Raw genomic sequence first — 26025 nt, 5'->3', positions numbered from 1 at the left:
AGGAGAGACATGGCAGTCGACGACCCGGCCCCGGTCTCGTCGCGGAGCGACAGCAGGGCCCTCGCCTGTACCGATCTCGTGAAGTCCTACGCCGGGGTGACGGTCCTGAAGTCCGTCAGCCTCAGCGTGGCGGCCGGCGAGGTCCTCGGCCTCATCGGCGAGAACGGGGCCGGGAAGTCGACGCTCTCCTCGATCCTCGCGGGCATCGTCATCCCGGACTCCGGCTCGATGACGCTGGACGGTGAGGCGTACCGGCCCCACTCGCCGCACGACGCCCTGGAGCGCGGCGTGGCGCTCATCCACCAGGAGATCCGGATGGTCCCGGCCCTCTCGGTGGCGGAGAACATCTTCCTGGGACGGCTGCCGACCAGCGGCGGCCGGGTGGACACCGCGCGGATGAACCGCGAGGCGGCGGCCGCCCTGGAGGTCCTCGGCATCGACCTGGACCCGCGGCGACCGGTCCGGGGGCTGTCGATGGCGACCCAGCAGGGCATCGAGATCGCCAAGGCGATCTCCCGGAAGCCCCGCTACGTCATCTTCGACGAGCCCTCCGCCTCCCTCACCGCACACGAGACCGACAAGGTGCTCGGCAGGATCGAGGTCCTGCGCAGCCAGGGCGTGGGCGTCGTCTACATCTCCCACCGCCTCGAGGAGGTCCGCGAGGTCGCCCAGCAGATCGTCTGCCTGCGCGACGGCCGGCTCGTCCAGGCGTGGCAGTCCGGCCGGGTGCCGCAGGACGACCTGGTCAGGGCGATGGTCGGCCGGGACTTCACGTTCGAGCACCACGCGCCCGAGCCGGCCCGCGACCGGGTGGTCCTGGAGGTCCGCGGGCTGGCCCGCGCCGACGCCTTCGAGGGCGTCTCCTTCAGCGTGGGCGAGGGCGAGATCCTGGGGATCGCCGGACTGGTCGGAGCCGGCCGCACCGAGGTGGTCCGCGCGATCGCCGGGGTGGACAGGTTCGACCGGGGCGAGGTCCTCGTCGACGGCGAGGTGGTGTCGCTCAAGCGGCCCACCGACGCGATCGCCGCCGGCATCGTGATGGTCCCCGAGGACCGCAAGGGGCAGGGCCTGCTGCTCGGCCGCAGCAGCGCCGAGAACATCTGCACGCCCTGGGAGAAGTCGCTCGGGCGGCGCGGCCTGGTCACCCGCTCGAAGATCGCGCGGATCGCAGCGAAGAGCCGTACGGAGTTCGACATCCGGGGCTCGCTCGACATCCCCTCGGTCGGCCTCTCCGGCGGCAACCAGCAGAAGGTGCTGCTGGCGAAGTGGCTGGTCAGGACACCGAAGGTGCTGATCCTCGACGAGCCCACCCGGGGCGTGGACGTCGGCGCCAAGATGGCGATCTACGAGATCGTCCGGCGCCTGGCCGCCTCCGGCGTGGCGGTGGTCGTCGTCTCCTCGGAGCTCGAGGAGGTGCTCGGGCTCTCCCACCGGGTCCTGGTGATGTCCGGGGGCAGGCAGCGCGACGTCCTCGACCGCGCGCAGGCCGACTCCGAGACCGTCATGCAGCTCGCCGTCCCGCAGGCGTCGTCGTGAGCCGGTTCCACGTCGTCCCCCGGCACGACACCTCCAACGACACCCGGCCACCCCGGGGAGGGAGCCCCACCATGAGCAGCACCCACCAGGACCCGGCGACGGCGCCCCCCGACACCGAGTCCCGCGGCTCCTCCGGCTCCGGACTGCGCCAGCTGGCCGGCGTGGCCCGGACCCGGCTCCAGAGCATCGGCGGGCCCCTCGGCGGGCTGGTGGTGATGGTGATCGCCATGTCGTTCCTGTCGGAGTTCTTCTTCACCCAGCGGAACCTCACCAACCTGATCAGCCAGATCTCCGACTACGGCATCCTGGCTGCCGGCGCGGCCCTGGTGATCCTCATCGGCGGCATCGACCTCTCGGTGGCCGCGAACATGGCGCTCACCATGATGTTCACGGCCTGGCTGTACCGGGTGCACGAGATCCCCTTCGGCCTGGCCCTCGTGGCCGGCCTGCTGCTGGGGGCCTTCGTCGGGCTGGTCAACGGGCTGCTGGCCACCTACGGCCGGGTGCAGCCCTTCGTCGCCACGCTGGCGACGATGTCGGCGTGCACCGGCCTGGCGCTGTACATCACCCAGGGCAGCACGATCAACAACTTCCCGAGCTGGTTCGGGAACCTGACCTCCGCCGACGTCCTGGGCATCCCGCTGCAGGGACTGCTGCTGGTGGCGATCTTCCTCGTCCTCGGCTTCTGGCTGCGCTATCGACCGGGTGGGCGGGCGCTGTACGCGATCGGCGGCAACGAGGAGGTCGCGCGGCTGTCCGGCCTCCCGGTGCGCCAGGCCAAGACCATGGTCTACGTCATCGCCGGGGCGCTGGCGGCGGTCGCCGGGTGGATCAACATCAGCCGGCTCGACTCCGCCCAGCCGACGGCCGGGGCCAACTACCTGCTCATCGTCATCGCCGTGGTCGTCATCGGTGGCGCGAGCCTGGCCGGCGGCGTCGGCTCCATGGGCGGGGCCTTCGTCGGCCTGCTGATCATCGGGGTGCTCAACAACGGGCTGGCCCTGCTCGGCATCAACCCGAACCTGCAGGCCGTCGTCATCGGCGTCGTCATCCTCGCCGCCGTCCTCACCGACCGGGCCGGCATCAAGAAACGAGCCTGACCTCCTCCCCGTCCACGACCCACGTCCGCACCGGACCTGGGATCCCGTCCTGCCCGTTCGACCCCCTGGAGACAGCCGGAATGAGCAACCCCCCTGAGGACGCGACGCTGCTGGAGATGCAGCGCAGGATGCTCCGCATCCGCCGTTTCGACGAGCGCGCGTCGAAGATGGTCAAGCGCGGCCAGATCCCCGGGACGGTGCACACGAGCATCGGCCAGGAGGCCCAGGTCGTCGGCTCCTGCATGGCGCTGGACGTCCACGACTACATGACCGGGAACCACCGCAGCCACGGCCACCCGATCGGCAAGGGGGCCCCGCTCGGTCCCCTGATGGCCGAACTCGTGGGCAAGGCCACCGGCGTCTGCAAGGGCAAGGGCGGCTCGCTGCACCTGGCCGACTTCGCCGTCGGCAGCCTCGGCGAGTCCGGCATCGTCGGCTCGTCGATCCCCATCGCCACGGGGGCGGCCCTGTCGGCGAAGGTCCTCGGCAACGGGCGGGTCGCCCTGGCCTTCTTCGGCGACGGGGCGGCCAACCAGGGCTGCCTCTACGAGGCGATGAACATGGCCGGGATCTGGGGGCTGCCGGTCGTCTTCCTCTGCGAGAACAACCAGTACGCCCTCTCGACCCCGGCGCACACGGTCACCTCGGGGGTGATCGCCGACCGGGCAGCCGGGTTCGGCATCGCCGGTGTCCGGGTGGAGAACGGCCAGGACGTCCTCGCCGTCCACGACGCCGTGTCCACGGCGGTCGGGCGCGCGCGGCGCGGAGAGGGACCCACGCTGGTCGAGGTCGTCACCTACCGCTTCAACGAGCACTCCGAGGGACTACGGCTCGGCGTGGACTACCGCGACGCTGAGGAGAAGAAGCGGTGGCTGGAGCTCGATCCGATCGTGCTGTTCCGCGCGGAGCTGAGCCGGCGCGGCGTGGCCACGGACGACGAGCTCGACGCGCTGGAGCAGGAGGTCCTCGCGGAGGTCGACGAGGCCGTCCGGTTCACCGACGAGAGCCCGTTCCCCGACCCGTCCGTCGCCTTCGAGGACCTCTACACCGACACCCTGGCAGGAGCGCAGCGATGACCGTCATGAGCTACCTCGGCGCGATCGGCGCCGCCCAGCGCGAGGCGATGGACGCCGACGAGCGGGTGGTCATCATCGGCGAGGACGTCGAGGCCAACGTCTACGGGACGACGGGCGGGTCCGGGAAGTCGCGCGCCGCCGAGGGCGACTTCCTGCAGCGCTACGGCCGCAACCGCATCCGCAACACCCCCATCTCCGAGGAGGTCATCGTGGGGGCGGCCGCCGGCGCGGCGATGACCGGGCTGCGCCCGATCGTGGACCTGTCGTACTCGAGCTTCCTCTACATGGCCATGGACCAGTTCGTGAACCAGGTCGCCAAGAACCGGTACATGTTCGGTGGCCAGGCCTCGATGCCGGTGGTGTTCCGGTCGGCGATGTTCTACGGGCTGAACACCGGCGCGCACCACTCCGACCGGCCCTACCCGATGTTCATGAACGTCCCCGGCCTGAAGGTCGCCGTCCCGGCCAGCCCGGCCGACGCCAAGGGCCTGCTGCGCACCGCGGTCGACTCCGACGACCCCGTGCTGACCTTCGAGGCCTGCCTGCTGTGGGGCATGAAGGAGGAGGTCCCCGAGGAGGAGTACCGGATCCCCTTCGGTGTCGGGCGCACGGTGCGGGAGGGCGACGACGTCACGGTCGTCGCCATCTCCAACGCGGTCGTCGAGGCGGCCGCAGCTGCCGACAAGCTCCAGGCGGAGGGGATCTCGGTCGAGGTCTTCGACCCCCGCACCCTGGTGCCCCTGGACGTCGAGGGCATCTTCGCCTCGGTCCGCCGCACCGGGCGGCTGGTCATCGCCGACCCGGCGCACCGGACCTGCGGTGCCGCGAGCGAGATCGCCGCGATCGTGGCCGAGCACGCCTTCGACTCGCTCACCCGGCCGATCGTGCGGGTGACCACCCCCGACATGCAGATCCCGTTCAGCCCGGCGCTCGAGAAGCAGATGTACCCCAACCGTTCCAGCATCGAGGCCGCCGTCCGCCGGGTCCTCGACCTGCCGGAGCCCGACCTCGCCGACTCCATGGCCCGCACGGAGTCCGCCCGGCTCGCCCCGCGCTGAGACCTCCGCACCGAGCTCCACGGTCCCCGTGCCCCCAGCGCCGGCCGGACCGACATCCGCACGACCGACCGAGAAGAGGAAGTCATGGCACGCGTCGAGGTTCTCCTGCCGCAGTGGGGCATGGGCATGAGCGAGGGGACGATCACCGCCTGGCTCAAGTCCATCGGTGACAGCGTCGCCGAGGACGAGGCACTCGCCGACATCGAGGCCGAGAAGGTCACCGAGACGCTCGAGGCCCCGGCCGCCGGGACGCTGGTCGAGATCCTGGTGCCGGAGGGCGACACCGTCGAGGTGCGCACGCCGGTGGCCGTCATCGACACCGCGGAGTAGTCCGGTGTCGCGCGCGGGTTCCACGGGTGGGGTCAGGTCTCGGGACGACGGCTCCTACGACCTCGTCGTCGTGGGAGCGGGCATCAACGGGGTCGGCATCGCCCAGGACGCCGCCCTGCGCGGGCTGCGGGTCGTGCTGCTGGAGCAGGAGGACGTCTGCAGCGGCGTGTCCGCCTGGTCGGGGCGGCTGGTGCACGGCGGTCTCCGCTACCTGGAGCAGTACGACGTCCGGCTGGTGCGGGAGTCCCTCCGCGAGCGGGAACGGCTGTTCCGGCTCGCCCCGCACCTGGTGCGGCCGGTGCCGCTGATGATGCCGTTCTACCGGCGCAACACCCGTCCGCGCTGGCTGGTCCGCCTCGGGATGATCACCTACGACGTCCTGTCGTGGGACAAGTCGCCGCCGCGGCACCGCATCCTCTCGGCGCAGGAGGCCCGCGAGCGCTTCACGGGGATGGCGACCGAGGGGATGACGGGGGCGGCCCTGTTCTACGACGGGCAGGTCGAGCTGGCCGAACGCCTCTGCGTCGAGCTCGCCGTGGACGCCCGCGACAACGGGGCCGAGATCCGCACGCACACGCGCGTGGACGCACCCCTCGTCGAGGACGGGCGGGTCGTCGGCGTCCGCTGCACCGACGTGCTGAGCGGCGCCGCGCACGAGGTCCGCGGGTCGGTGGTCTACAACGTCGCCGGCCCCTGGATCGACCGCGTGCTGTCCGGCACCGACCGGGGGCAACCCCGGCTCAACGGGGGCACCAAGGGCAGCCACCTCGTCGTCGACCCGTTCCCCGGAGCCCCGGAGGACGTCGTCTACTACGAGTCGCAGCGCGACGGCCGCCTGGTCCTGGTCATCCCCTGGCTCGGGCGGTACCTCATCGGGACCACGGACATCCGGTTCGAGCAGGACCCGTCCGAGGCCCGGTGCGACATCGGTGAGGAGGAGTACCTCCTCGAGGAGGTCAACGCGCTGGTCCCCGGCGCCGCCCTCACCCCCGACCACGTCCTCTACACCTACAGCGGCGTCCGGCCGCTCCCGTACGTGCCGGACAAGGCCGAGTCCTCGGTCACCCGGTCGCACGTGCTCCACGACCACGCCGACACCGGGCTGCCCGGCCTGGTGACCGTCGTGGGCGGCAAGCTCACGACCTACCGCCAGCTGGCCCAGGACGCGGTCGACGACGTGTTCCGCCGGCTCGGGCGCACGGCGCCTCCGTGTCCCACGAAGTCCCGGCCGCTGCCCGGGGCCCGGCAGGCCGGTGGGGCGGAGACGCAGGTCCCGCTGCCGGAGGCCACCGTGCAGCGGCTGGCCCGCTTCTACGGCAGCCGGGCCGGCCGGGTGCAGGAGCTGGCCGCGCGGAACCCCGCGTGGGCCGCGGTGGTGCACGAGCCGAGCGGCCTGCTGGCGGCCGAGCTGGTCCTGGCCGTGGAGGAGGACCTCGCGGTCACGCTGACCGACGTGCTCGCGCGGCGGGTGCTGCTGGCCTTCGAGCCGGGCCACGGTCTCGAGGTCGTGGAGGAGGCCGCCGGGGTGCTCGGCGACCACCTGGGCTGGGACGACGACCGCCGCGCGGCCGAGATCGCCGGGTACCGCACCTGGCTGGAGCGGCTCGCCGTTCCCGACGAGTCCGGTCCCCGCTCGGCCACCTTCGGCGCCGGCGCGCCGGCGAAGGAGCGGTGAGCCATGCCGGGTCCGTACGTGCTCGCGCTCGACGAGGGCTCGAGCAGTGCCCGGTCGGTCCTGGTCGACGGCTCCGGCGCGGTGGTGCAGGAGGCCCGCGCGCCGGTGCCGTGGATCCGCCCCCGGCCCGGCTGGGTGGAGCTCGACCCCGTGGACCTGTGGCGGAGGCAGCTGGAGACGGTGCAGCGGGCCGTGCACTCGGCCGGAGCCGGGCCGCGGGACGTGGTCGCGTGCGCGGTCACCAGCCACCGGGAGACCGTGCTGATCTGGGACCGCCGGACCGGCGAACCGGTGCACAACGCGATCGTGTGGATCTCGGCGCAGACCGACGACATCGTCGCGCGCTGGCAGGCCGAGGGGTACGACGAGCTGTTCCGCCGGCGGACCGGCCTGCGCAACGACTCCTTCTTCTCGGCCGCGAAGATCGCCTGGCTCCTGGACGAGGTGCCCGGGGCCCGTGCGCGGGCCGAGGCCGGCGAGCTGGTGTGCGGGACGATCGACTGCTGGCTGGTGTGGAACCTCACCGGGGGCCGCTCCCACCTGACCGACCACTCGTGCGCGTCCCGGACGGCGCTGTTCAACCTCGACGCCCTCGCCTGGGACGAGGAGCTGTGCCGGCTGCTCGACATCCCGCTGGAGCTGTTCCCCGACGCGGTCGCGTCGGACGCCGGGTTCGGCGTCCTCTCCGACGACGTGCTGCCCGGGGGGATCCCGATCCGGGCGGTCCTCGCCGACCAGCAGGCCGGCATGTTCGGTCAGGCCTGCTTCGGCGAGGGCGAGGCCAAGAACACGTTCGGCACGGCCGGCGTGCTGACCGTCAACTCCGGACCGAAGCCGGTGCTCGTCGACGGTCTCACGAGCAGCGTGGGGTGGACGGTGCAGGGCGGCACCGACTACGAGCTGGAGGGCGTCGTCTTCCACAGCGGTCAGACGCTGCAGTGGCTGCGCGAGAACGTGCAGCTGCTCGGGCCCGAGGAGGACGTGGAGGCGGTGGCCGCCACGGTCCCCGACACCGGCGGCGTCTACTTCGTGCCGGGCTTCGGCGGCCTCTGCGCCCCCCACTGGGACCGGCGGGCCCGCGCGTCCGTCGTCGGCATGACCCTGGAGACCACCAGGCCGCACCTGGTCCGCGCGGCGCTCGAGTCGTTGGTGTACCAGACGGTCGACAACGTGCACGCGCTCGCGCGCGGCGGGATGCCGGTCACCGACCTGAAGGTCGACGGGGGCGCTGCCCGCAACGACCTGCTGTGCCAGTTCCTGGCCGACCTCACCGGCCTGCAGATCCGGCGGCCACGCGAGCTGGAGCGCACCGCGCTCGGCGCGGCCTTCGTGGCCGGCATCGCCGCCGGTCTGTGGAGCGGGCCGTCGGACGTCTCCACCGGCTGGGTGCTCGACCGCGCCTTCGACCCCGGTCCCGGTGCCGAACGGCGCACGGAGCTCTACGCCGGCTGGCAGGACGCCGTCCGCCGGACCCTGACCGACCCCGATCGCAGCTCCCCCCTGCCCGATCCCGCCCCACCGAGAGGACCCGCATCGTGAGCACCGCCGACCCCCGCCAACTCGTGGAGGACGCCCGTCGGGGCGGCTACGCCGTCGGGGCCTTCAACATGCACAACGACGAGACGACCCAGGCACTGCTCCAGGCCGCGGAACGGGCGCAGGCGCCGGTGTTCCTGCAGGTCGGCCGGGCGATCATCCCGCACATGGGCCTGCGCAAGGCGCTGGAGATGACCCGGCGCAACGCCGAGGAGTCCTCGGCCCGCTACGTCATCCACCTCGACCACGGCTCCTACGCCGAGGTGATCGAGGCGATCCGGCTGGGGTTCGACTCGGTGATGTACGACGGGGCGCACCTGCCCTTCGAGGAGAACATCCGCACCACGCGCCGCATCGTCGAGATCGCCCACGAGTTCGGGCTGCCGGTGGAGGCCGAGCTCGGCCGCATCCCGGACGCCGACGAACCGGTCGACTGGGCCGCCTACTACACCGACGTCGCCGAGGCCGAACGCTTCGTGGCCGAGACCGGTGTGGACACCCTGGCGATCTCCGTCGGCGTGGTGCACGGCGTGCCGCTGGCCGAACCCGCGCCGCTCGCCGTCGAGCGCATCAGGGAGATCCGCGCCGTCGTGCCCGTCCCCCTCGTGCTGCACGGCGCCTCCGGCGTCCCCGACGACGACGTCCGCACCGCGGTGGCCAACGGCGTGCACAAGCTCAACGCCGACACCGATCTCCGCAAGGCGTTCCGCCAGGGCATCGAGTCCACCTGGGCCCAGGGCGACCGCCAGCTCGAGGAGGCGATGCAACGCGGCCGGGAGCTCATGACCGAGGCGACGATCGCCAAGATGCGGCTCTACGGCTGCGCAGGAGCTGCGGATCCCTCCGCCGTCGAGGCGCCGCACGAGCTGGCAGCGGCGACCCGGTGACCGGGACCGAGGAGGTCCTCGCCGCCGGGGTCAGGACCGTGCCGCTGAAGGGCATCCGCCGCGTCGCCGCGCGCCGCATGGTCGAGGCCTGGGCCGCGCCGGTCTTCCACCTGACGGTGGCGGTCGACATGGCGACCGCCCTGACCGTCGGCCGGCGGGTCCCCGGGGCGACGGTCACCGACGCACTGCTGCTGGGCACCGCCCGGGCGCTGCAGGCCTCGCCCGGCCTCAACGCCCACTTCGCCGACGAGACCGTCACGCTGCACGACGCGGTCAACCTGGGGCTGGCGGTGGCCACCGACGCGGGCCTGACCGTGCCGGTCGTCCACGGCGTGGAGTCCCTCTCGCTGGCCGAGGTCGGCGAGCGCCGCAAGGACGTCGTGACGCGGGCGCGGGCCGGCCGGCTGTCCATGGCCGACATCCAGGGCGGCACGTTCACCGTGTCCAACCTCGGGATGCTGGGCATCGACCGGTTCGACGCGATCCTCAACCCGCCCCAGGTGGGCATCCTGGCCGTGGGCTCCACCATCGAGCGCCCGGTCGTCCGCGACGGGCAGGTGACGGTGCGGCCCGTCGCCGAGCTGACGCTCACCTGCGACCACCGGGCGGTCGACGGCGCCACGGGCGCCGGCATGCTCGCGCGGCTGCGCCAGGAGCTCGAGACCGCCGGGACGCAGGACTGAGCGCGGTGGCACCGACGAGCCGCGTGGGCGACCCCGGCGACCGGCGCGCAGCCGCGAGCACGCTGGCGCCCTCGACCGGCGGGGTACGCGTGCTCACCGGTCCGGACGGTGCCCCTCCCGCGGTGGACGTGGGCATCGGTCCGGCCCTGCTCCGGCAGGTCGCCGCGCAGGGCACCGGCGGGTGGCTGCGGCTCTACCGGCCGGCGCCCGCCACGGCCTTCAGCCGGCGCGACACGCTGAGCCCCGGCTTCGGCGCGGCCACCGAGGTCAGCGCCGCGCACGGGTTCGCCCCGGTGGTGCGTGCACCCGGCGGCCGCGCCGCGGTCTACCACGAGGGCGCCCTGTGCCTGGACCTGGTGGTGGCCGAGGACGAACCCCGGGGTGGCGTCACCCGACGGTTCGTGGAGCTCGCCGAGGTCCTCGTCGAGGCCCTGGCCACCGTGGGGGTCGCGGCAGCGGTCGGACCGGTGGCCGACGAGTACTGCCCCGGCCGGTTCAGCGTCAACGCCGGGGGCCGGGTCAAGCTGGCCGGGACCGCCCAGCGGGTGGTCCGCGGTGGGTGGTTCCTCGGTGCGGTGCTGCTGGTGACCGACGCCGAGCCGGTCCGCCGGGTGGTCGAGGCGACCTACCGGGCACTCGGCCTGACCGTCGACGCGCGCACCGCCGGAGCGGTCACCGACGTCGCGCCCGGCGTGCGCGTCGAGGAGGTGCGCTCCGCCGTCCTCGCGGCACTGGGCCGCCGGCTGGACCTGCACCCCGCTGCCGTCCCCGGCGACCTGCTCGACCGGGCCCGCGAGGCCGCGCCCGACCTCCCCCGACCGGCCGTCCGCACCGGAGCGGCCCTGCCCGTGCAGCAAGGAGTGTCATGACGACAGCTGTGTTCCCGCTCGGGGACCTCGGCGCGGTCCAGGACCACCTGGCAGCCGCCGATCCCGACCGCACCCTGGTGCCCTGCGGCATTTCCGCCGTGCTGCTCGGCCGCGACCGGATCGGCCGGGTCGCCGACGCCGTCGCCGGCCTGCTCGACGACCGGCCGGCGACCGACGGCCGCCGACCCACCGTGCTGCTGCTGGTGGACGCCACCCCGATCCAGCGCCTCGGCGACGACCTCAAGACCGCCGTCCGCACGTCCCTGGAGCAGCGCTTCGACGTGCGCACGGAGGTGCTCACCGACGAGCACCCGGTCCTGCACGCCGACGAGGCGGCCCTCGACACGGCGTCCCGCGCGGCGCAGGGGGTCGATGCGATCGTCTCCGTCGGGGGAGGGACCGTCACCGACATCGGCAAGGTGGCCTCCGTCAACGCCGGCGGGGTCCCCCACGCCGCGGTCCAGACCGCCGCCTCCGTCGACGGCTTCACCGACGACGTGTCGGTGGTGCTCCGGGCGGGGGTCAAGCGCACGATCGCCTCCCGCTGGCCCGACGTGGTCATCGCGGACGTCGAGACGATCAGCGAGGCGCCGGCCCGCATGAACCGGGCGGGCTTCGGTGAGATCACCTCGATGTTCACGGCGCCGGCCGACTGGCGCCTGGGCGCGCTGCTGCAGGTGGACCCGACCTTCCACCCCGCCCCCACCCAGCTGCTGGACGCCGTCGGCGCCGACATCGACGAGTGGGCGCCGGGGGTGGCGGTCGCCGACCCGGCGGCCGTCGAGCGGTTGACCTGGGCACTCGCCGTCCGCGGCATCGCCACCGGCGTCTCGGGCACCACCGCCGTCCTGTCCGGCGTCGAGCACCTGGTCAGCCACATGCTCGACCTGCACCACGGCGAGCACGGTCTGCCGATGGGCCTGCACGGGGCGCAGGTGGGCGCCGCCGCCGTCATCGCGGCCGCGGCGTGGGAGCTGCTCTTCGACCGGATGGCCCAGGGAGCGCCGGCCGTGCGCATCCCCGATTCCGACGTGGCCCGCGCACGGGTGGAGTCGGCGTTCGGGCACCTGGGCAGCCAGGTGACGGCGGAGTGCTGGAGCGACTACTCCCGCAAGCTCGCCACCTGGGCGGCGCACCGGCCGGCCGTCGAGGCCGCCGTCGCGGACTGGGGCCGGGTCGAGCCCGAGCTGCGCCGCCTGCTGCGCCCCAGCGCGGACATCGCCGCACAGCTGCGGGCCGCCGGTGCGGCCGCGCTCCTCGCGGATCTCGATCCGTCCGTCGACCCGGCGCTGGCGCACTGGGCCGTCGCCAACTGCGCGCTGATGCGCAACCGCTCGACGGTCGTGGACCTGCTCGTCGCGCTGGGGTGGTGGGGCGCGGACGACGCGGCGGAGGTGCTGGTCCGGGCCGACCGGGCCGCCACCGGCGCGAGGCCGGGCGTCCGATGACCCGCGACTACGTGATCGGGGTGGACTGCTCCACCACCGCGGCCAAGGCCGTGGTGTGGGACGCCGGAGGCCTGGCCGTCGCCCAGGCGAGGGCCGACTTCGAGCTGGTGCAGCAGCGGCCGGGCTGGGGCGAGCAGAACGCCGAGGACTGGTGGGCGGCCACCTCCGCGGCGGTCCGCCGGGTGGTCCAGACCGTCGACGGGTCCCGCATCGCCGCGCTCTGCGTGACCCACCAGCGGGAGACCTTCGCCTGCCTCGACCGGCTCGGCAAGCCGCTCCGGCCGGCGATGCTCTGGATGGACGGCCGGGCCGTCGAGGAGGTCGAGAGCCGCGGCACCCCCGAGGTGCACCGCATCACGGGCAAGCCGCCGAACCCCACGCCGGCCTGGTACAAGCTGCTCTGGCTGGCCCGTCACGAGCCCGAGACCCTGCAGCGCACCGGCAAGGTCGTCGACGTCCAGGCGTTCCTGGTCCACCGGCTCACCGGGACGTGGGCCACGTCGTGGGCCAGCGCCGACCCCCTCGGCCTCGTCGACATGACGACGTTCGACTACGACGACGGGCTGCTCGCCGAGGTCGGCCTCGACCGGTCACAGCTGTGCGCACTGCACCCTCCCGGTGCGGTCCTCGGCAGCGTCACCGACGACGTGGCGCAGCGACTCGGCCTGCCGCCCGCGCTGCCCGTCGTCGCCGGTGTCGGCGACGGCCAGTCCGCCCAGCTCGGCGCCGGCATCACCGAGCCCGGGCGGGCCTACCTCAACCTGGGCACGGGGGTCGTGTCCGGGACGTACAGCGAGACCTACTCCTACGGGCGGGAGTACCGGACGCTGGCGGCCGCGGTGCCGGGCGCCTACACGCTGGAGACCTTCATCGGGGGCGGGACGCACAACCTCAAGTGGTTCGTGGAGAAGTTCTCCGGGGTCGACACCCGGGCGCTGGGGCTCGAGCTCTCCCCGGAGCAGGTCCTCGAGACCGCGGCGGCACAGCTCCCGCCCGGAGCCGAGGGGTTGCTGGTCCTCCCGTACTGGACCGGCGCCCTGACCCCCTACTGGGACCACCACGCCCGCGGGGTACTGCTCGGGCTCACCGGCGCCCACGGGAAGTCGCACGTCTACCGGGCGCTCCTGGAGAGCATCGCCTACGAGCAGCGGCTGCTCACCTCCGGAGCCGAGCAGGTGCTCGAGAAGCCGATCGAGGAGGTGCTGGCGTTGGGCGGCGGCTCACGCAGCGCGGTCTGGTGCCAGATCCTCGCCGACGTCATGCGTCGCGACGTCGTCGTCGTCCGGGAGCCGGAGAGCACGTGCCTGGGAGCCGGCATGCTCGCCGCCGCCGCGACGGGGCTGTACCCGTCGATCCCCGACGCGGCCACCGCGATGAGCGGCACCGCGCGCCGCTTCACCCCCGATCCCCGGGTCACCGAGGAGTACGACCGCCTCTACGAGGTGTACCGCGATCTCTACCCGGCGCTGCGCGAGCTGTTCCCGCGGCTGGCCGGTGCGGTGCGACCGTGAGCAGCGGCCCGGCCGCGGTGGCGCCGTCGGACGCGCCGACGCGGGTCTACGAGGGCTACCTGTTCGACCTCGACGGCACGATCTACCTGGGTGACGAACTCCTGCCCGGGGCGTCCGAGCTGGTCACCCGGCTGCGCGAGCTCGGGCGGCAGACCCTCTTCCTGTCCAACAACCCCACCCGGGACCCGGAGATGTACGCCGCGAAGCTCGAGCGGCTCGGCCTCCCGACACCGGTCTCGCACATCGTGAACACGGTGGTCACGATGACCGCCTGGCTGGTGGGCAACGCCCCCGGTGCCGGCATCTTCGTCATCGGCGAGGAACCGCTGCGACGGTCGCTGGAACGGGCGGGCCTGCGTCTCACCGAGGAGCCCGACGAGATCGACGTCGTGGTGGCCAGCTACGACCGCACGTTCGACTACCGCAAGCTGCAGATCGCCTTCGACGCGCTGTGGCCCCACGGCCGCGCCCGGCTGGTCACCACGAACCCGGACGCGTACTGCCCCACCGGCGTCGGGCGGGGGGAGCCGGACGCGGCCGCCATCACCGCCGCCATCGAGGCGAGCACCGGGGTGCGGTGCGAGGTCAACGTCGGCAAGCCGGACCGCCTCATGCTCGAGACCGCGCTCGACGCCCTGGGACTGGCCGCGCCGGACTGCATCATGGTCGGCGACCGGCTGCACACCGACATCGCGATGGCCCTCGATGCCGGGGTCGACTCCGCCCTGGTGCTCACGGGGGAGAGCACGCGCGAGGCCGTGGCGGCGGCCCCGCCCGACCGCCGGCCCACCTTCGTCCTGGAGCGCGTCGACCAGCTGCTACCGCCGGGCGGGTGGGGACGGTGACCGCACCACCCACCGGATCGGCGCGGGGCGCCCTCTCCCCGGCGGCGCGGGACGCGGCGCTCGCGGGCCTGGCGGACAGCGAGCTCGACGTGCTGGTGATCGGCGGGGGAGTGGTCGGCTGCGGCGCGGCCCTCGACGCGGTGACCCGCGGGTTGCGGACCGGCCTGGTCGAAGGCCGCGACTGGGCCAGCGGCACCAGCAGCCGCAGCAGCAAGCTCGTCCACGGCGGCCTGCGCTACCTGGAGATGCTGGACTTCGGCCTGGTCGCCGAGGCGCTCGCGGAGCGCTCGCTGCTGCTGCGCCGCCTGGCCCCCCACCTCGTGCGCCCGGTGCCCTTCCTCTACCCGCTGCAGCACCGGGTGTGGGAGCGCGGCTACGTGGGCGCCGGGGTGACCCTCTACGACACGATGTCGCTGCTCTCCGGCGCCGCCCGCGGGCTCCCGCGGCACCGTCACCTCTCCCGGCGAGCGGCCCTGCGCGAGGCGCCCGCGCTGCGGCCCGACGCGCTCGTCGGCGCGGTGCAGTACTGGGACGCGCAGGTCGACGACGCCCGTCACACCATGGCCATCGCCCGCACGGCCGCCGCTCACGGTGCCCTCTGCGCCAACCGGGCACGCGTCGTCGAGCTGCTGCGCCAGGGCGAGCGCGTGACCGGGGCCGTGGTCCGCGACCTGGAGACCGGTCGCGACGTCCGGGTCCGGGCACGGCAGGTGGTCAACGCCACCGGGGTGTGGACCGACGACACCCAGGCGTTGGCCGCCACCCGCGGCCAGTTCCAGGTGCGGGCCTCGAAGGGGGTGCACCTGGTCATCCCCCGCGACCGGATCCACAGCTCGACGGGGCTGATCCTGCGTACGGCGACCAGCGTCCTGTTCGTCATCCCGTGGGGGCGGCACTGGATCATCGGCACCACCGACACCGACTGGCACCTCGACAAGAGCCATCCAGCGGTCTCGGCCCGCGACGTCGGCTACCTGCTCGAGCAGGCCAACCGGGTGCTGTCCCAGCCGCTGCGCCCCGAGGACGTGGAGGGCGTCTACGCCGGGCTGCGGCCGTTGCTGTCCGGTGAGAGCGACGTGACGAGCAAGCTGTCGCGGGAACACACGGTCGCCCACCCGGTGCCCGGGCTCGTGGTGGTCGCCGGCGGCAAGTACACGACCTACCGGGTCATGGCGCGCGACGCCGTGGACGAGGCGGTGCGGGCGCTCGACGAGAAGGTGCCGGCGTCGGTGACCGAGGACGTCCCGCTGGTGGGCGCGGAGGGTTTCGCGGCGCTGTGGAACCAGCGCCGGCTGCTGGCCGAGCGCAGCGGTCTGCACGCGGCGCGGATCGAGCACCTGCTCCGCCGCCACGGCACCCTGGTCCACGAGGTCCTGGCCCTGCTCGACGCCGACCCCTCGCTGGCCCAGCCGCTGCCCGGCGCCGACGACTACCTGCAGGTCGAGGCGGTCTACGCGGTGACCCACGAGGGCGCCCGCCACCTGGACGACGTCCTCACCCGCCGCACCCGCGCCTCGATCGAGACCTGGGACCGCGGGGTGGCTGCGGCCCCCGTCGTCGCCCGGCTCATGGCACCGCTCCTCGGGTGGAGCAGCGATCACGAGGAGTCGGAGGTGCGGCACTACCGCGCCCGCGTCGCCGCCGAGGTCGAGGCGCAGCAGCAGCCTGACGACGAGACGGCGGACGCGGCTCGTCTGGGCGCCCCCGACGTCGTGCCGGTGCGGTAGCCGGGGCGGTCCCCCTCAGCCGGTCGATCCCGGGAGCCGCACGCGCCGGGTCCCGGTCCGGCCTGTGGGCACGGGTGCGATACTCGCGTTCTCTTGGGTGAATGGGCTACTGATGAATATCGATGCACCACTCGGTCGTGCCGTGTCCGCGAGCCGGCTGTCGACCGTGGCGGAGGCGGTGACCGCCTTGCGCGCAGGGCGCCCCGTCCTCGTGGTCGACGACGAGGGACGGGAGAACGAGGGCGACGTGGTCCTCGCCGCCGCGCTCGCGAGTCCGGAGTGGGTCGCCTGGACGGTCCGGCACACGTCGGGCTACCTGTGCGTCCCCCTCACCGGTGAGCTCGCCGACCGCCTGCGGCTGCCCCTCATGGTCGAGACCAACGAGGACGCCCTGGGGACCGCCTACACCGTCTCCGTCGACGCCCGCGAGGGCGTGGGCACCGGGATCAGTGCGGCCGACCGGGCTCGTACGGCTCGCGTACTGGCCGATCCGGCGAGCGGACCGGCCGACCTCGTGCGCCCGGGGCACGTGCTCCCGCTGCGCGCCCGGCCCGGTGGTGTCGCCGAGCGGCCCGGACACACCGAGGCCGCGGTGGAGCTGTGCACTCGGGCGGGACTGCCGCCGGTGGCCGTCATCGGCGAGCTGGTGCAGGACGGCGGGGACCTCATGCGCTTCGACGAGATCTGTGCGCTCGCCGAGCGACACGCCCTGCCCGTGCTGGCGATCGCGCAGTTGCTCGGGCCGACCGACCGGGCTCCGGGCTCCACGGCCGGCGGCACCGTGCCCGCAGCCGGACCGGGCCGCGGATGACCGCGTGACCGTCGGGACCGCCGCAGCACCCGTCCCCGCTCCCGCCGGGACGGGCGTCGTGCCGTCCGGGTTCAGTCGACGCCGGGTGGCAGCCGGTTGGGGCCGGCCTCGGGCGGTCGCGGGCGGTCCTCGGGATGGGCGCGGACGGCGACGATCGCGACGTCGTCCGCCCCGTCCACCGGCAGCATCCGGGTCAGCAGGGTGTCGCAGAGCTCCTCGAGCGGCGTCTCGCCGAGGTCGCGCAGCGCCTCCCGCATCGCGTCCAGGCCCGCGTCCAGGTCGGAGTCCCGGCGCTCGACCAGCCCGTCGGTGACCAGCAGCAGGGTCGAGCCGTCGGCGAGCTCGGTGGTGTGGTCGGCGCGCGGCGCGTCGGGGTCGACGCCGAGCATCAGGTCAGGGCGGGTCTCCAGCAGCGTCGTGGTGCCGTCCGCGGCCAGCACCACCGGCGGCAGGTGGCCGGCGTTGCTCCACCGCAGCACGCGGGTGCCGGTGACGGGCACGTCCGGGTGGCGCTCGATGCGGGCCAGCACCACGGTCGCCAGCGTGCTGACCGCCAGTCCGCGGGCGGCGTGCTCGGCGCGGGTCAGCGTCGCCGCCGGGGGCTCGTCGTTGTCGTAGGCCAGCGCCCGCAGCAGGCCGCGCAGCTGGCCCATGGCCGCCGCGGCGTCGCTGTCGTGGCCCACGACGTCGCCGATGACGAGCATCGTCGCGCCGTCGGGCTGCAGGAACGCGTCGTACCAGTCACCGCCGACCCACGCCTCGTGGGCGGCCGGGCGGTACCGGACGGCGACCTGCAGGTGGTCCGGCTCCGGCGGCGGGGTCAGCAGCGCCCGCTGCAGCCGGTCCGACAGCGCCCGCTGCGCCGCGGCCCGCTCGGTCAGCCGGCGCAGTTCGGCGGCCTGGCGCCGGGCGGCCAGCCGGTCGGTCAGGTCGCGGAAGGAGACCACCACACCGGTCACCGCGCCGTCCTCGACCGTCGGGACGGCGATCAGCTCGACCGGCACCGGGCTGCCGTCGCGGCGCCAGAAGACCTCGGAGTCGGCGGCGACCGTCCGGCCGGTCTGCAGGGCGTGCCAGACCGGGCACTCCTCCTTCGGGTACGGCGACCCGTCGGGCCGGCGACCGTGGATCACCGCATGCTGGTCGTGCCCGAGCTGCCCCTCCGCCGGGTGGCCGGTGATGCGCTCCGCGGCCGGGTTGACGAACTCCACGCGCCCGGACGCGTCGAGGCCGTAGATGCCGTCGGCGACGTTGGCCAGCACGCGCTCGTAGCGGGCCAGCGTGCGGGAGAGCAGCGTCTCCACGTCGGAGCGCACCGCGCCCTCCTCGCCGTCGTCCACGGACTGCCGCCTCCCCTCCGCCTGGCACCGTTCCGGTCCGCCAGACTGCCCCATCGGGGGTGCGACTCGACCGTCACGTCGCCCATCGGCACCGGCCGGCCGCCGATCGCGGCGGGCGCGGTCGGCCAGGGCCAGGACGACGGCGGCCGCCAGCACCACGCCGCCGCCGCGGAACGCCGCTGCCACGGCGGCCGAGCGCAGGTCCGGCGCCCCTCCGACCGCGCTCAGCCCGCCGACGAGCCCGGCGGCGACGAGCCCCGCCCACGGCAGCCACCAGCGCGGCCGGGCCGGCGCGGGGACGGCGCGGGTGCGCCGCCACCAGAGGGCCAGCCAGGCCAGCAGCACCGCTCCGCCGAGGACGGTGCCGGCGTAGTCCAGCCAGCGGACGGCGGGCAGCGGCCCCCAGTCCCCGGCCAGGACGGCGAGGTTCTCGGCGCCCCAGCGGCCGCGGTGGGTGAACTCGTCGATGAGCACGTGGACCGCCGCGCCGACGACCAGGGCGGCCGTGATCAGGACCCCGGCGCGGACCGACCGCAACCGGCGGCGCAGCCCCAGCGGGACTCCCGCCAGCCGGCCGCGGACCCCGGCCGGTGCCGCGGACACCGCCGCGGGCGCCAGCAGGGCGTGCCACAGCGCCCAGGTCAGCGCGGCGACCAGCAGGTCGACCGTGACGACCGCCAGGGCCGTGTGCGTCCCCCACGGCAGCTCGAACGGCAGGTAGTAGGGCACGTCGGGCGCGATGCTGCCGGCGACCAGCGCCGAGGTGGGCAGCGGTGTGCGCAGCAGGGGGAGGACCGCGGCCGGGTGGCTGCCGGTGAAGGGCACGTCAGAGACCGACCAGCCCGACGAGCTCGCCCATCGCGACCTCGAACCAGCGGTCGGTGTCCGCGACCGACCCGACGAGGTGGCCGAAGAGCTCGAAGCTGATCGTCCCGTACAGCGCGCTCCAGGCCAGCAGCGCCCGCAGTCGCACGGCGTCGTCCAGGGCGGGGTGCTCCCCGCCGAGGACGGCGGCCGTCTCGTCGCTCACCAGCTCGGGGTCGCGGTGGTCGCCGGCCGTGGCCGGCAGCGTGCCGGAGCGGGCCGCGTCACCGAGGACCCGGCCCAGGACCACGCCGACGCGCGCCGCGGCCGGGACGGTGTCGCGCGGCGCCGCGTAGCCGGGCACGGGGGAGCCGTAGAGGAGCGCGTACTCGTGCGGGTGCGCCCGCGCCCACGACCGGACCGCGCGGCACACTGCCAGCCAGCGCTCCCGCGGGGGCGCGGCCGGGTCGTCGGCGTCCTCCGCGGCCGCCCCGAGGGCGTCGTAGCCGTCGGTGATCAGGCGGGTGAGCAGGGAGTCGCGGCTGGGGAAGTAGCGGTAGACCGCCGAGGAGGCCATGCCCAGCTCCCGCGCGACGGCCCGCAGCGAGAGACCGGCCGCGCCCACCTCGGCCAGCTGCCGGCGGGCAGCGGCGGTGATCTCGGCGGTCAGCTCGGCGCGGACGCGCTCGCGTACGGAGGTCGGCACGTCCCGATGGTGCCCACGGTGAGCGGTGTACGCAACCGAGAGCACTGCTCTTGACGGTGCTCGTCATCCGTGCGAGCGTCGTCCGCATCCGAGAGCGGTGCTCTCGAAATACTCCAGGAGGAGCCATGGCACTGCACGTGATCGTGGGCAAGGGCCCCGTCGGGACGACCACCGCCGGCCTGCTCGCCGGCCGGGGACACCGGGTGCGGGTGCTCTCGCGCAGCGGCGGGGTGTCGACCGACGCGGTCGAGCACCGGCGGGTGGACGCCGCCGACGCCGGTGCCCTCGCCGCCGCGGCGCAGGGGGCCGACGCGCTGTACAACGCCGTCAACCCCGCCTACCACCGCTGGGCGACCGACTGGCCGCCGGTGGCCGCCGCGCTGCTCACCGCGGCCGAGCGGACCGGCGCGGTGCTGGTCACCATGGGCAACCTCTACGTCTACGGGAGCCCGACCGGCCCCATGTCACCGGACACCCCGCTGGCCGCGACGGACCTCAAGGGGCGGATCCGGATCGGGATGTGGGCCGACGCGCTGGCCGCGCACGAGGCCGGCCGGGTGCGGGTGACCGAGGCGCGCGCCGCGGACTTCGTGGGCCCGCAGGTCCCGGCCGCGCACTCGCACCTGGTCCGGCAGCTGCCGACCCTGCGCCGGGGGCGGACCGCGTGGGTGGTCGGCGACCCCGACGTCCCGCGCAGCTGGGCGTACCTGCCGGACGTCGCCTCGACGCTGGCCGCCCTGGCGACCGACGAGCGGGCCTGGGGCAGGGCCTGGCACGTGCCCAGCGCACCTCCCCGCTCGCAGCGGCGGGCGCTGACCGACCTGGCCGCCGCGGTCGGGGGGCCGCCGGCCCGGGTGCGCGGTGTCCCGTGGCCGGTGCTGCGTGCCGTCGGCCTGGTCTCGCCGATGGTGCGCGAGGTCGTCGACGTCCGGCACCAGTTCGACCGGCCCTACGTCACCGACGCGTCGGCCACGACCGCCGCGTTCGGGCTCACCCCCACGCCCTGGGACGAGGTGGTCGCGGCCACCGCCGGTGCGGTGCCGGCGACCGCCTGAGGGAGGACCCCGTCCTCCCCGTCCTCCGCACGCTCAGGAGGGGGCCCTGGACGGGGCCGTTCCGGCACGTCACCAGCCGGCCCTACGGTGGAGCGCATGGTCTCTGCCTGGGTCCTCGTCGCCCTGACGTCGCTCGCGGCGCTCGGTTGCGGGTACGGCGCCGCCCGGCTCGCCCGTCGTCCCGGGGGGGCGCGCCGATGACCGAGTCCGCGAGCGGCGGTACCGTGCTGCCGGTCCCCGACACCGTCGACGTCCGCTCCGGCCCGGACGTGTCCGAGGAGCTGCTGGCCGTCCTGCCGCTGCTGGGCGAGTGGCACGGCGAGGGGCAGGCCGCCGGGCCTGCGGGGGACCACCGGTTCGGCCAGTGGGTCCGGTTCAGCCACGACGGCCGCGGCTTCCTCGCCTACGACTCGCGCACCTGGCGGCTCACCGACGACGGGCAGGTCGTCGGGCCCGCCGTGCGGGAGTCCGGGTTCTGGCGGCCGCGCGGCGGGGACGACGTCGAGCTGCTGGTCACCAGCCCCGACGGGCTGGTCGAGCTCTACGTCGGCACGGCCCGGACGACGACCAGCTGGGAGCTGACCAGCGACGTCCTGGCCCGGACGCCGGATGCCCCGGAGGTGTCCCGCGCCGTCCGGTTGTACGGCATCGTCGAGGGCGCGCTCATGTACGCGATCGACCGTGCGGGCGCCGACGGGCCGCTGCGTCCCACGATGTCCGCCCGCCTGGAGCGGCTGCGGTGAGCAGCACGCCCCGGCAGGTGGCCGACGCGTACGTCGACGCGGTCTGCGACCTCGACCCGATCGTCGCCACCTCACTGGGCACCCGCCCCGGCGACGACCGGCTGCCCGACGTCAGCCCGGCCGGGCTCGAGGCCGAGGCGCAGCTGGCCCGCGACACCCTCGCCGGGCTCGACCGGGTGCTGGCGGCCGACCCGTCGCTGGACGACGACCCGGTCGAGCGCCGCTGCGCCCGGCTGCTGCGCGAGCGGCTGGGCGCGGAGCTGGCCGCGCACGAGGCCGGCGAGGGCCTGCGGGCGCTGTCCAACCTCTCCAGCCCGGTGCACTCGATCCGCCAGGTGTTCCTGCTCATGCCGACGGCGTCGGAGGAGGACTGGGCCGTCGTCGCCCGGCGGATGGCCCGGGTGCCGGAGGCGCACCGCGGCTTCCGCGCGTCGCTCGAGGAGGGCGCCCGCCGGGGCCTGCTGGTCGCGCCGCGCCAGGTGTCGACCGTGGTGGAGCAGCTCGGCGAGTGGCTGGCCGGGCCGTTCTACGGCTCGTTCGCCGCCCGCGGCCCGGAGGCGCTGCGCGGCGAGCTGGACGACGCCGCGCGCGCCGCCGACGCGGCGGTGGCCGAGGTCCGGGACTTCCTCCGCGACGGCTACCTGCCGCAGGCGGAGGGGACGCCGGACGCCGTGGGCCGCGACCGGTACGCGCTGGCCGCCCGGCGGTGGACCGGCTCGGACCTCGGTGCCGGCGACGGCCTGGAGGAGGCCTACGGCTGGGGCTGGGCCGAGCACCGGCGGATCCTCGCCGAGCAGCGGGCCGAGGCCGAGCGGGTGCTGGCCGGTGCGACGCCGATGGAGGCGATGCGCTGGCTGGACGTGCACGGTCCCGCGGTCGAGGGCGAGGAGGCGATCCGCGCGCGGCTGCAGTCGATGATGGACGAGGCGATCACCGCGCTCGACGGCGTGCACTTCGACCTCGCCGAGCCGGTGCGCCGGGTCGAGGCGATGATCGCGCCGCCCGGGAGCGCCGCCGCGCCGTACTACACCCGCCCCTCGCAGGACCTCTCCCGCCCGGGCCGGACCTGGCTGCCCACGCTGGGCCGAGAGCGCTTCCCGCTCTGGGACCTGACCTCGATCTGGTACCACGAGGGCGTCCCGGGCCACCACCTGCAGCTGGCCCAGTGGGCCTACGTCTCCGGGCAGCTGTCGACCTACCAGACGTCGCTGGGCTCGGTCGGCGCCAACGTCGAGGGCTGGGCGCTGTACGCCGAGCGGCTGATGGACGAGCTGGGCCACTTCGCCGACCCGGGCACGCGGCTGGGCTACCTGGACGCGCAGCAACTGCGGGCGGTGCGGGTGGTCATCGACATCGGCATGCACCTGGGGCTGCCCGTCCCGGACGACGCCGAGGGCGCGCTGGCCGGCTCCCGCGGCCGGCCGTGGACGCCGGAGCTCGGGCGGGCCTTCCTCGGCGAGCACAGCGGCGCGACCCCGGCGTTCCTCGACAGCGAGCTGGTCCGCTACCTGGGGCTGCCGGGCCAGGCGATCAGCTACAAGCTCGGGGAGCGCGCCTGGCGCGAGGGCCGGGCGGCCGCCGAGCGGGCCCGGGGTGCGGCGTTCGACCGCCGGGCCTGGCACATGGCGGCTCTCTCCCAGGGCTCGCTGGGCCTCGACGACCTCGCCGCGGAGCTCGCCGTCCTCTGAGAGAGGACCCGTGGCGTACCGGGGCGGCCCCTCTGCAGGGACCCGCGCCGAGCTCGCGAGGCGTGGGGGGCAGAGGGGTCCTCTTTCAGAAGCGCGACGGCGCGGGGTTGACCCGGTCGGCGTCGAAGCCCACGGGGTCGCCGGGGGACGCCGGGTGGACCTCGAGCAGGGAGGCCAGCAGCGCGTCCACCGCACCGGCCGGCCCGCCGACGTAGGTGCTCATCAGCGTGGGGCCGGTGGCGACGAGCCAGGCGCGGTCGGCCGGCCACCACACCGCCGCGCTCTGCTCCTGCGGCTCGGGGGCGAAGTTGGCCGAGGCCAGCTCGACCGGCCCGGAGCGCAGCAGGACGTCGCACCTGGGCAGTGACAGGTGCGGGCGGTCGGGGGAGCCGTCGTCGCACCAGCCGAACCAGCACTCCTGCGGCGTCGCCGTCCACCCGGCGAGCAGCCCGGCCAGCGTGCGGGCGACGTGCGCGGGGAGGTGACCCTCGGCGGGGTGGTCGTTCCAGACGCCGGGCTGGTCCTCCTCGCCGACGTGCTCCCACGAGCCGGTGAGGGCCGGCCACTGCATCAGCCGATGGGCGGTGGTCCCGTTGTGGGCCGCGACCTCGTCCCAGCGGACGTCGACGTCGTCGTCCCCGGCGTAGCGCACGGCGGGGTGCAGGACCCGGGCGTAGGCGGCGAAGACCGGGGGGACGAGGGAGGCGACGGAGCGGTCGCGGCGCAGCGCGGCGGCGACCCAGGCGCCGGGGGAGGGGTCGGTCTCGACCGAGTGGCCGGCGGGCACCGTGGACCTCCCCGGAGAACGGACAACCCCCGGGCTGCTCCACGGCGACCTGCCTGGCGGGGCCAGGGGCTGCACGTGGGCCGACTGGACAAATGTCGGCGGCCCGGGGGTCGGGTGACTGTCCGGTTCTCGCTCGCCGCCGTACGACGGACGGGCGATCGTGCCACCGTTCGGATTCCACTCCGAACGGGCGGCCCATCTGGACGGCGGCTAGCGGACAGCCACCTCACGAGTCCGATAAGAATTCAATTGTTCGGACCACCTCCTCTCTCGCGTACGTCGACGGTACGTCGCGTCCGGGGACTCGGCAACGCAGTAGTTCAGCCGTCGGCGGAACCGCCGGGGGGGCGTGTGCCGTCCCGGTCCAGCCGGTGGTCGGCGCGGTCGTCGACGGTCTCGCGCTGGTAGACGTCCGGGACGCCGTCCTGGTCGAAGTCGGCCCGCTCCTCCTCGTAGATCCGCCGGTAGCGGCGGTTGCGCAGCCGCAGCACGACGGTGGCCACCAGCGCGGCCAGCAGGGTGCCGGTGAGGATGCCGACCTTGGCGTGGTCGTAGGTCTCGGTGCCCATGCCGAAGGCCAGCTCGGTGATCAGCAGCGAGACGGTGAACCCGATGCCCCCGAGCAGGGCGAGCCCGAGGACGTCGGGCCAGCCGAGGCTCTCGTCGAGCTCCGCGCGGGTGAAGCGGGACACCAGCCAGGTGGCCCCGGTGATGCCGATCGCCTTGCCGAGCACCAGCCCGACGGTGATGCCGACGGCGACGCTGTCGGTGACCGACTCGGTGAGCCCGGAGAGCCCGCCGACCGCGACGCCGGCGGAGAAGAACGCGAACACCGGCACCGCGATGCCGGCCGAGATCGGCCGGATGCGGTGCTCGAAGTGCTCGGCCAGGCCCGGGCCGGCGTCCGGGCCGCCCGCGGCCTCGCTGCGCACCACCGGGACGGTGAACGCCAGCAGCACGCCGGCGACGGTGGCGTGCACCCCGGACTCGTGCATGAGCACCCAGGTGACCGCCGCGAGCGGCAGCAGCAGCCACCAGGACCGGATCCGCCTCTGCACGAGCAACCCGAACACCGCCAGCGGCAGGAAGGACAGCAGCAGGGCGGTCAGCGAGAAGTCGTCGGTGTAGAAGACCGCGATCACCACGATCGCCAGCAGGTCGTCGACCACGGCGAGGGTGAGCAGGAAGGTGCGCAGCGCCGCCGGTAGGTGCGTGCTGATGACCGCCAGGACGGCGAGGGCGAAGGCGATGTCGGTCGCCGACGGGATCGCCCACCCGCGCAGCGCGCCGTCGTCCCGGCCGAGGTTCACCAGCACGAAGAACAGGGCCGGCACGGCCATGCCGCCCACCGCCGCGGCGATCGGCAGCGCCGCGCGGCGCGGGTCGCGCAGGTCGCCGGCGACGAACTCGCGCTTGAGCTCCAGCCCGGCGACGAAGAAGAAGACAGCCAGCAGGCCGTCGGCCGCCCAGGTACCCAGCGACAGGTCGAGGTGGAGCGCCGCCGGGCCGACCTCGGTGTCGCGCAGGGTCTCGTACGCGCCACCCCAGGGGGAGTTGGCCCACACCAGCGCGATGGCCGCCGCCACCAGGAGGAGCGCCCCGCCGACGGTCTCCTTGCGGAGGATGTCGGCGATCCGGCTGGTCTCCGACCAGGAGCCCCGGCCGAGGAGGGGGGTGCGGGTGGAGGGGCTCACGGGGCGGCTCCGGGGTGAGGGGACGGCAGAGACGTTGCCGACCAGACTTCCCGGCGCACCTGTCCCAGGACCCTACCGGCGACCGGCCGCGCACGCCGTCCGGTGGGCCCGCCCTC

At 74.6% G+C, this 26025-nt stretch carries 22 protein-coding genes; 18 read left to right on the top strand and 4 right to left on the bottom strand.

The window, feature by feature from the left end:
- Positions 1-9 precede the first annotated feature (9 nt).
- The 15 genes from BLR12_RS09395 to ribB all read left to right on the top strand — a co-directional run bounded on the left by BLR12_RS09395 (position 10) and on the right by ribB (position 17092).
- The gene (locus tag BLR12_RS09395; RefSeq protein WP_091376841.1) at positions 10-1536 is read left to right on the top strand and encodes a sugar ABC transporter ATP-binding protein; all 1527 of its coding nucleotides are present in this window, start codon (positions 10-12) and stop codon (positions 1534-1536) included.
- Positions 1537-1607: 71 nt separating this feature from the next.
- On the top strand, positions 1608-2636 hold the full coding sequence (locus BLR12_RS09390) for an ABC transporter permease (protein WP_218120605.1): 1029 nt from the start codon (positions 1608-1610) through the stop codon (positions 2634-2636).
- Positions 2637-2716: 80 nt separating this feature from the next.
- Positions 2717-3712 (top strand): thiamine pyrophosphate-dependent dehydrogenase E1 component subunit alpha, encoded by a 996-nt coding sequence (locus tag BLR12_RS09385; RefSeq protein ID WP_091376838.1) that lies wholly within the window; start codon positions 2717-2719, stop codon positions 3710-3712.
- Positions 3709-4770, top strand: coding sequence for an alpha-ketoacid dehydrogenase subunit beta (locus BLR12_RS09380; RefSeq protein ID WP_091376835.1), 1062 nt, complete (start codon positions 3709-3711; stop codon positions 4768-4770). Before BLR12_RS09385 ends, BLR12_RS09380 begins: the two co-directional genes overlap by 4 nt.
- Positions 4771-4854: 84 nt before the next feature.
- Positions 4855-5100, top strand: a complete 246-nt coding sequence (locus tag BLR12_RS09375; protein WP_091376833.1) for a lipoyl domain-containing protein — start codon at positions 4855-4857, stop codon at positions 5098-5100.
- A 4-nt stretch (positions 5101-5104) separates the two neighbouring features.
- Positions 5105-6775, top strand: coding sequence for a glycerol-3-phosphate dehydrogenase/oxidase (locus BLR12_RS09370; protein WP_091376830.1), 1671 nt, complete (start codon positions 5105-5107; stop codon positions 6773-6775).
- A gap of 3 nt (positions 6776-6778) precedes the next feature.
- A complete protein-coding gene (locus BLR12_RS09365) occupies positions 6779-8314 on the top strand; it encodes an FGGY family carbohydrate kinase (protein ID WP_091376829.1) in 1536 nt (511 codons plus the stop codon).
- Entirely contained in the window at positions 8311-9198 is an 888-nt protein-coding gene (locus BLR12_RS09360; protein ID WP_091376826.1) for a class II fructose-bisphosphate aldolase, read from the top strand. The genes BLR12_RS09365 and BLR12_RS09360 overlap by 4 nt, the downstream gene beginning before the upstream one ends.
- The gene (locus BLR12_RS09355; protein WP_091376823.1) at positions 9195-9881 is read left to right on the top strand and encodes a 2-oxo acid dehydrogenase subunit E2; all 687 of its coding nucleotides are present in this window, start codon (positions 9195-9197) and stop codon (positions 9879-9881) included. Before BLR12_RS09360 ends, BLR12_RS09355 begins: the two co-directional genes overlap by 4 nt.
- Positions 9882-9886: 5 nt before the next feature.
- A complete protein-coding gene (locus BLR12_RS09350) occupies positions 9887-10750 on the top strand; it encodes a lipoate--protein ligase family protein (RefSeq protein WP_143018748.1) in 864 nt (287 codons plus the stop codon).
- Positions 10747-12198, top strand: a complete 1452-nt coding sequence (locus BLR12_RS09345; protein ID WP_091376817.1) for an iron-containing alcohol dehydrogenase — start codon at positions 10747-10749, stop codon at positions 12196-12198. Before BLR12_RS09350 ends, BLR12_RS09345 begins: the two co-directional genes overlap by 4 nt.
- Positions 12195-13709 (top strand): xylulokinase, encoded by a 1515-nt coding sequence (locus tag BLR12_RS09340; RefSeq protein WP_091378362.1) that lies wholly within the window; start codon positions 12195-12197, stop codon positions 13707-13709. The genes BLR12_RS09345 and BLR12_RS09340 overlap by 4 nt, the downstream gene beginning before the upstream one ends.
- Positions 13706-14554, top strand: a complete 849-nt coding sequence (locus BLR12_RS09335) for an HAD-IIA family hydrolase (RefSeq protein WP_091376814.1) — start codon at positions 13706-13708, stop codon at positions 14552-14554. The genes BLR12_RS09340 and BLR12_RS09335 overlap by 4 nt, the downstream gene beginning before the upstream one ends.
- Positions 14551-16281 carry a glycerol-3-phosphate dehydrogenase/oxidase gene (locus tag BLR12_RS09330; RefSeq protein ID WP_091378360.1) on the top strand — a complete coding sequence of 577 codons (1731 nt, stop codon included), beginning with the start codon at positions 14551-14553 and terminating at the stop codon, positions 16279-16281. Before BLR12_RS09335 ends, BLR12_RS09330 begins: the two co-directional genes overlap by 4 nt.
- A 142-nt stretch (positions 16282-16423) precedes the next feature.
- Positions 16424-17092, top strand: a complete 669-nt coding sequence (gene ribB / locus BLR12_RS09325) for a 3,4-dihydroxy-2-butanone-4-phosphate synthase (protein ID WP_218120604.1) — start codon at positions 16424-16426, stop codon at positions 17090-17092.
- A 71-nt stretch (positions 17093-17163) separates the two neighbouring features.
- Here the strand turns inward: ribB and BLR12_RS09320 are convergent, their stop codons facing one another.
- Positions 17164-19257, bottom strand: a complete 2094-nt coding sequence (locus BLR12_RS09320; RefSeq protein ID WP_091376808.1) for a DUF4184 family protein — start codon at positions 19255-19257, stop codon at positions 17164-17166.
- A gap of 1 nt (position 19258) precedes the next feature.
- Positions 19259-19942, bottom strand: a complete 684-nt coding sequence (locus BLR12_RS09315; RefSeq protein ID WP_091376805.1) for a TetR/AcrR family transcriptional regulator — start codon at positions 19940-19942, stop codon at positions 19259-19261.
- Positions 19943-20067: 125 nt separating this feature from the next.
- Here BLR12_RS09315 and BLR12_RS09310 point away from each other — a divergent pair, with 125 nt between their 5' ends.
- From BLR12_RS09310 to BLR12_RS09300, 3 genes are all read left to right on the top strand, one after another.
- Positions 20068-20997 (top strand): NAD-dependent epimerase/dehydratase family protein, encoded by a 930-nt coding sequence (locus BLR12_RS09310; protein WP_091376802.1) that lies wholly within the window; start codon positions 20068-20070, stop codon positions 20995-20997.
- A 197-nt stretch (positions 20998-21194) separates the two neighbouring features.
- A complete protein-coding gene (locus BLR12_RS09305) occupies positions 21195-21740 on the top strand; it encodes a heme-binding beta-barrel domain-containing protein (RefSeq protein ID WP_091376799.1) in 546 nt (181 codons plus the stop codon).
- A complete protein-coding gene (locus tag BLR12_RS09300; protein ID WP_091376796.1) occupies positions 21737-23428 on the top strand; it encodes a DUF885 domain-containing protein in 1692 nt (563 codons plus the stop codon). Before BLR12_RS09305 ends, BLR12_RS09300 begins: the two co-directional genes overlap by 4 nt.
- A gap of 85 nt (positions 23429-23513) precedes the next feature.
- On the opposite strand, the gene BLR12_RS09295 is transcribed toward BLR12_RS09300, so the two are convergent.
- Both BLR12_RS09295 and nhaA read right to left on the bottom strand, forming a co-directional pair.
- Positions 23514-24215: a hypothetical protein gene (locus BLR12_RS09295; RefSeq protein WP_091376792.1), complete on the bottom strand. Its 702-nt coding sequence runs from the start codon at positions 24213-24215 to the stop codon at positions 23514-23516.
- A 320-nt stretch (positions 24216-24535) separates the two neighbouring features.
- A complete protein-coding gene (nhaA, locus tag BLR12_RS09290; RefSeq protein WP_091376788.1) occupies positions 24536-25909 on the bottom strand; it encodes a Na+/H+ antiporter NhaA in 1374 nt (457 codons plus the stop codon).
- Positions 25910-26025 lie beyond the last annotated feature (116 nt).

Origin of the sequence: Geodermatophilus sp. DSM 45219 (assembly GCF_900104025.1) — a bacterium.
Lineage (GTDB): Bacteria > Actinomycetota > Actinomycetes > Mycobacteriales > Geodermatophilaceae > Geodermatophilus.
The sequence above is the reverse complement of the archived record's forward strand: the minus strand, read 5'-3'. Positions and strand labels throughout refer to the sequence as shown.

Excerpts from the sequence above, each read along its gene's own strand:
- BLR12_RS09395 (WP_091376841.1), top strand. The coding sequence starts at position 10 with ATGGCAGTCGACGACCCGGCCCCGGTCTCGTCGCGGAGCGACAGCAGG.
- BLR12_RS09390 (WP_218120605.1), top strand. The coding sequence starts at position 1,608 with ATGAGCAGCACCCACCAGGACCCGGCGACGGCGCCCCCCGACACCGAG.
- BLR12_RS09385 (WP_091376838.1), top strand. The coding sequence starts at position 2,717 with ATGAGCAACCCCCCTGAGGACGCGACGCTGCTGGAGATGCAGCGCAGG.
- BLR12_RS09380 (WP_091376835.1), top strand. The coding sequence starts at position 3,709 with ATGACCGTCATGAGCTACCTCGGCGCGATCGGCGCCGCCCAGCGCGAG.
- BLR12_RS09375 (WP_091376833.1), top strand. The coding sequence starts at position 4,855 with ATGGCACGCGTCGAGGTTCTCCTGCCGCAGTGGGGCATGGGCATGAGC.
- BLR12_RS09365 (WP_091376829.1), top strand. The coding sequence starts at position 6,779 with ATGCCGGGTCCGTACGTGCTCGCGCTCGACGAGGGCTCGAGCAGTGCC.
- BLR12_RS09345 (WP_091376817.1), top strand. The coding sequence starts at position 10,747 with ATGACGACAGCTGTGTTCCCGCTCGGGGACCTCGGCGCGGTCCAGGAC.
- BLR12_RS09340 (WP_091378362.1), top strand. The coding sequence starts at position 12,195 with ATGACCCGCGACTACGTGATCGGGGTGGACTGCTCCACCACCGCGGCC.
- BLR12_RS09310 (WP_091376802.1), top strand. The coding sequence starts at position 20,068 with ATGGCACTGCACGTGATCGTGGGCAAGGGCCCCGTCGGGACGACCACC.
- BLR12_RS09305 (WP_091376799.1), top strand. The coding sequence starts at position 21,195 with ATGACCGAGTCCGCGAGCGGCGGTACCGTGCTGCCGGTCCCCGACACC.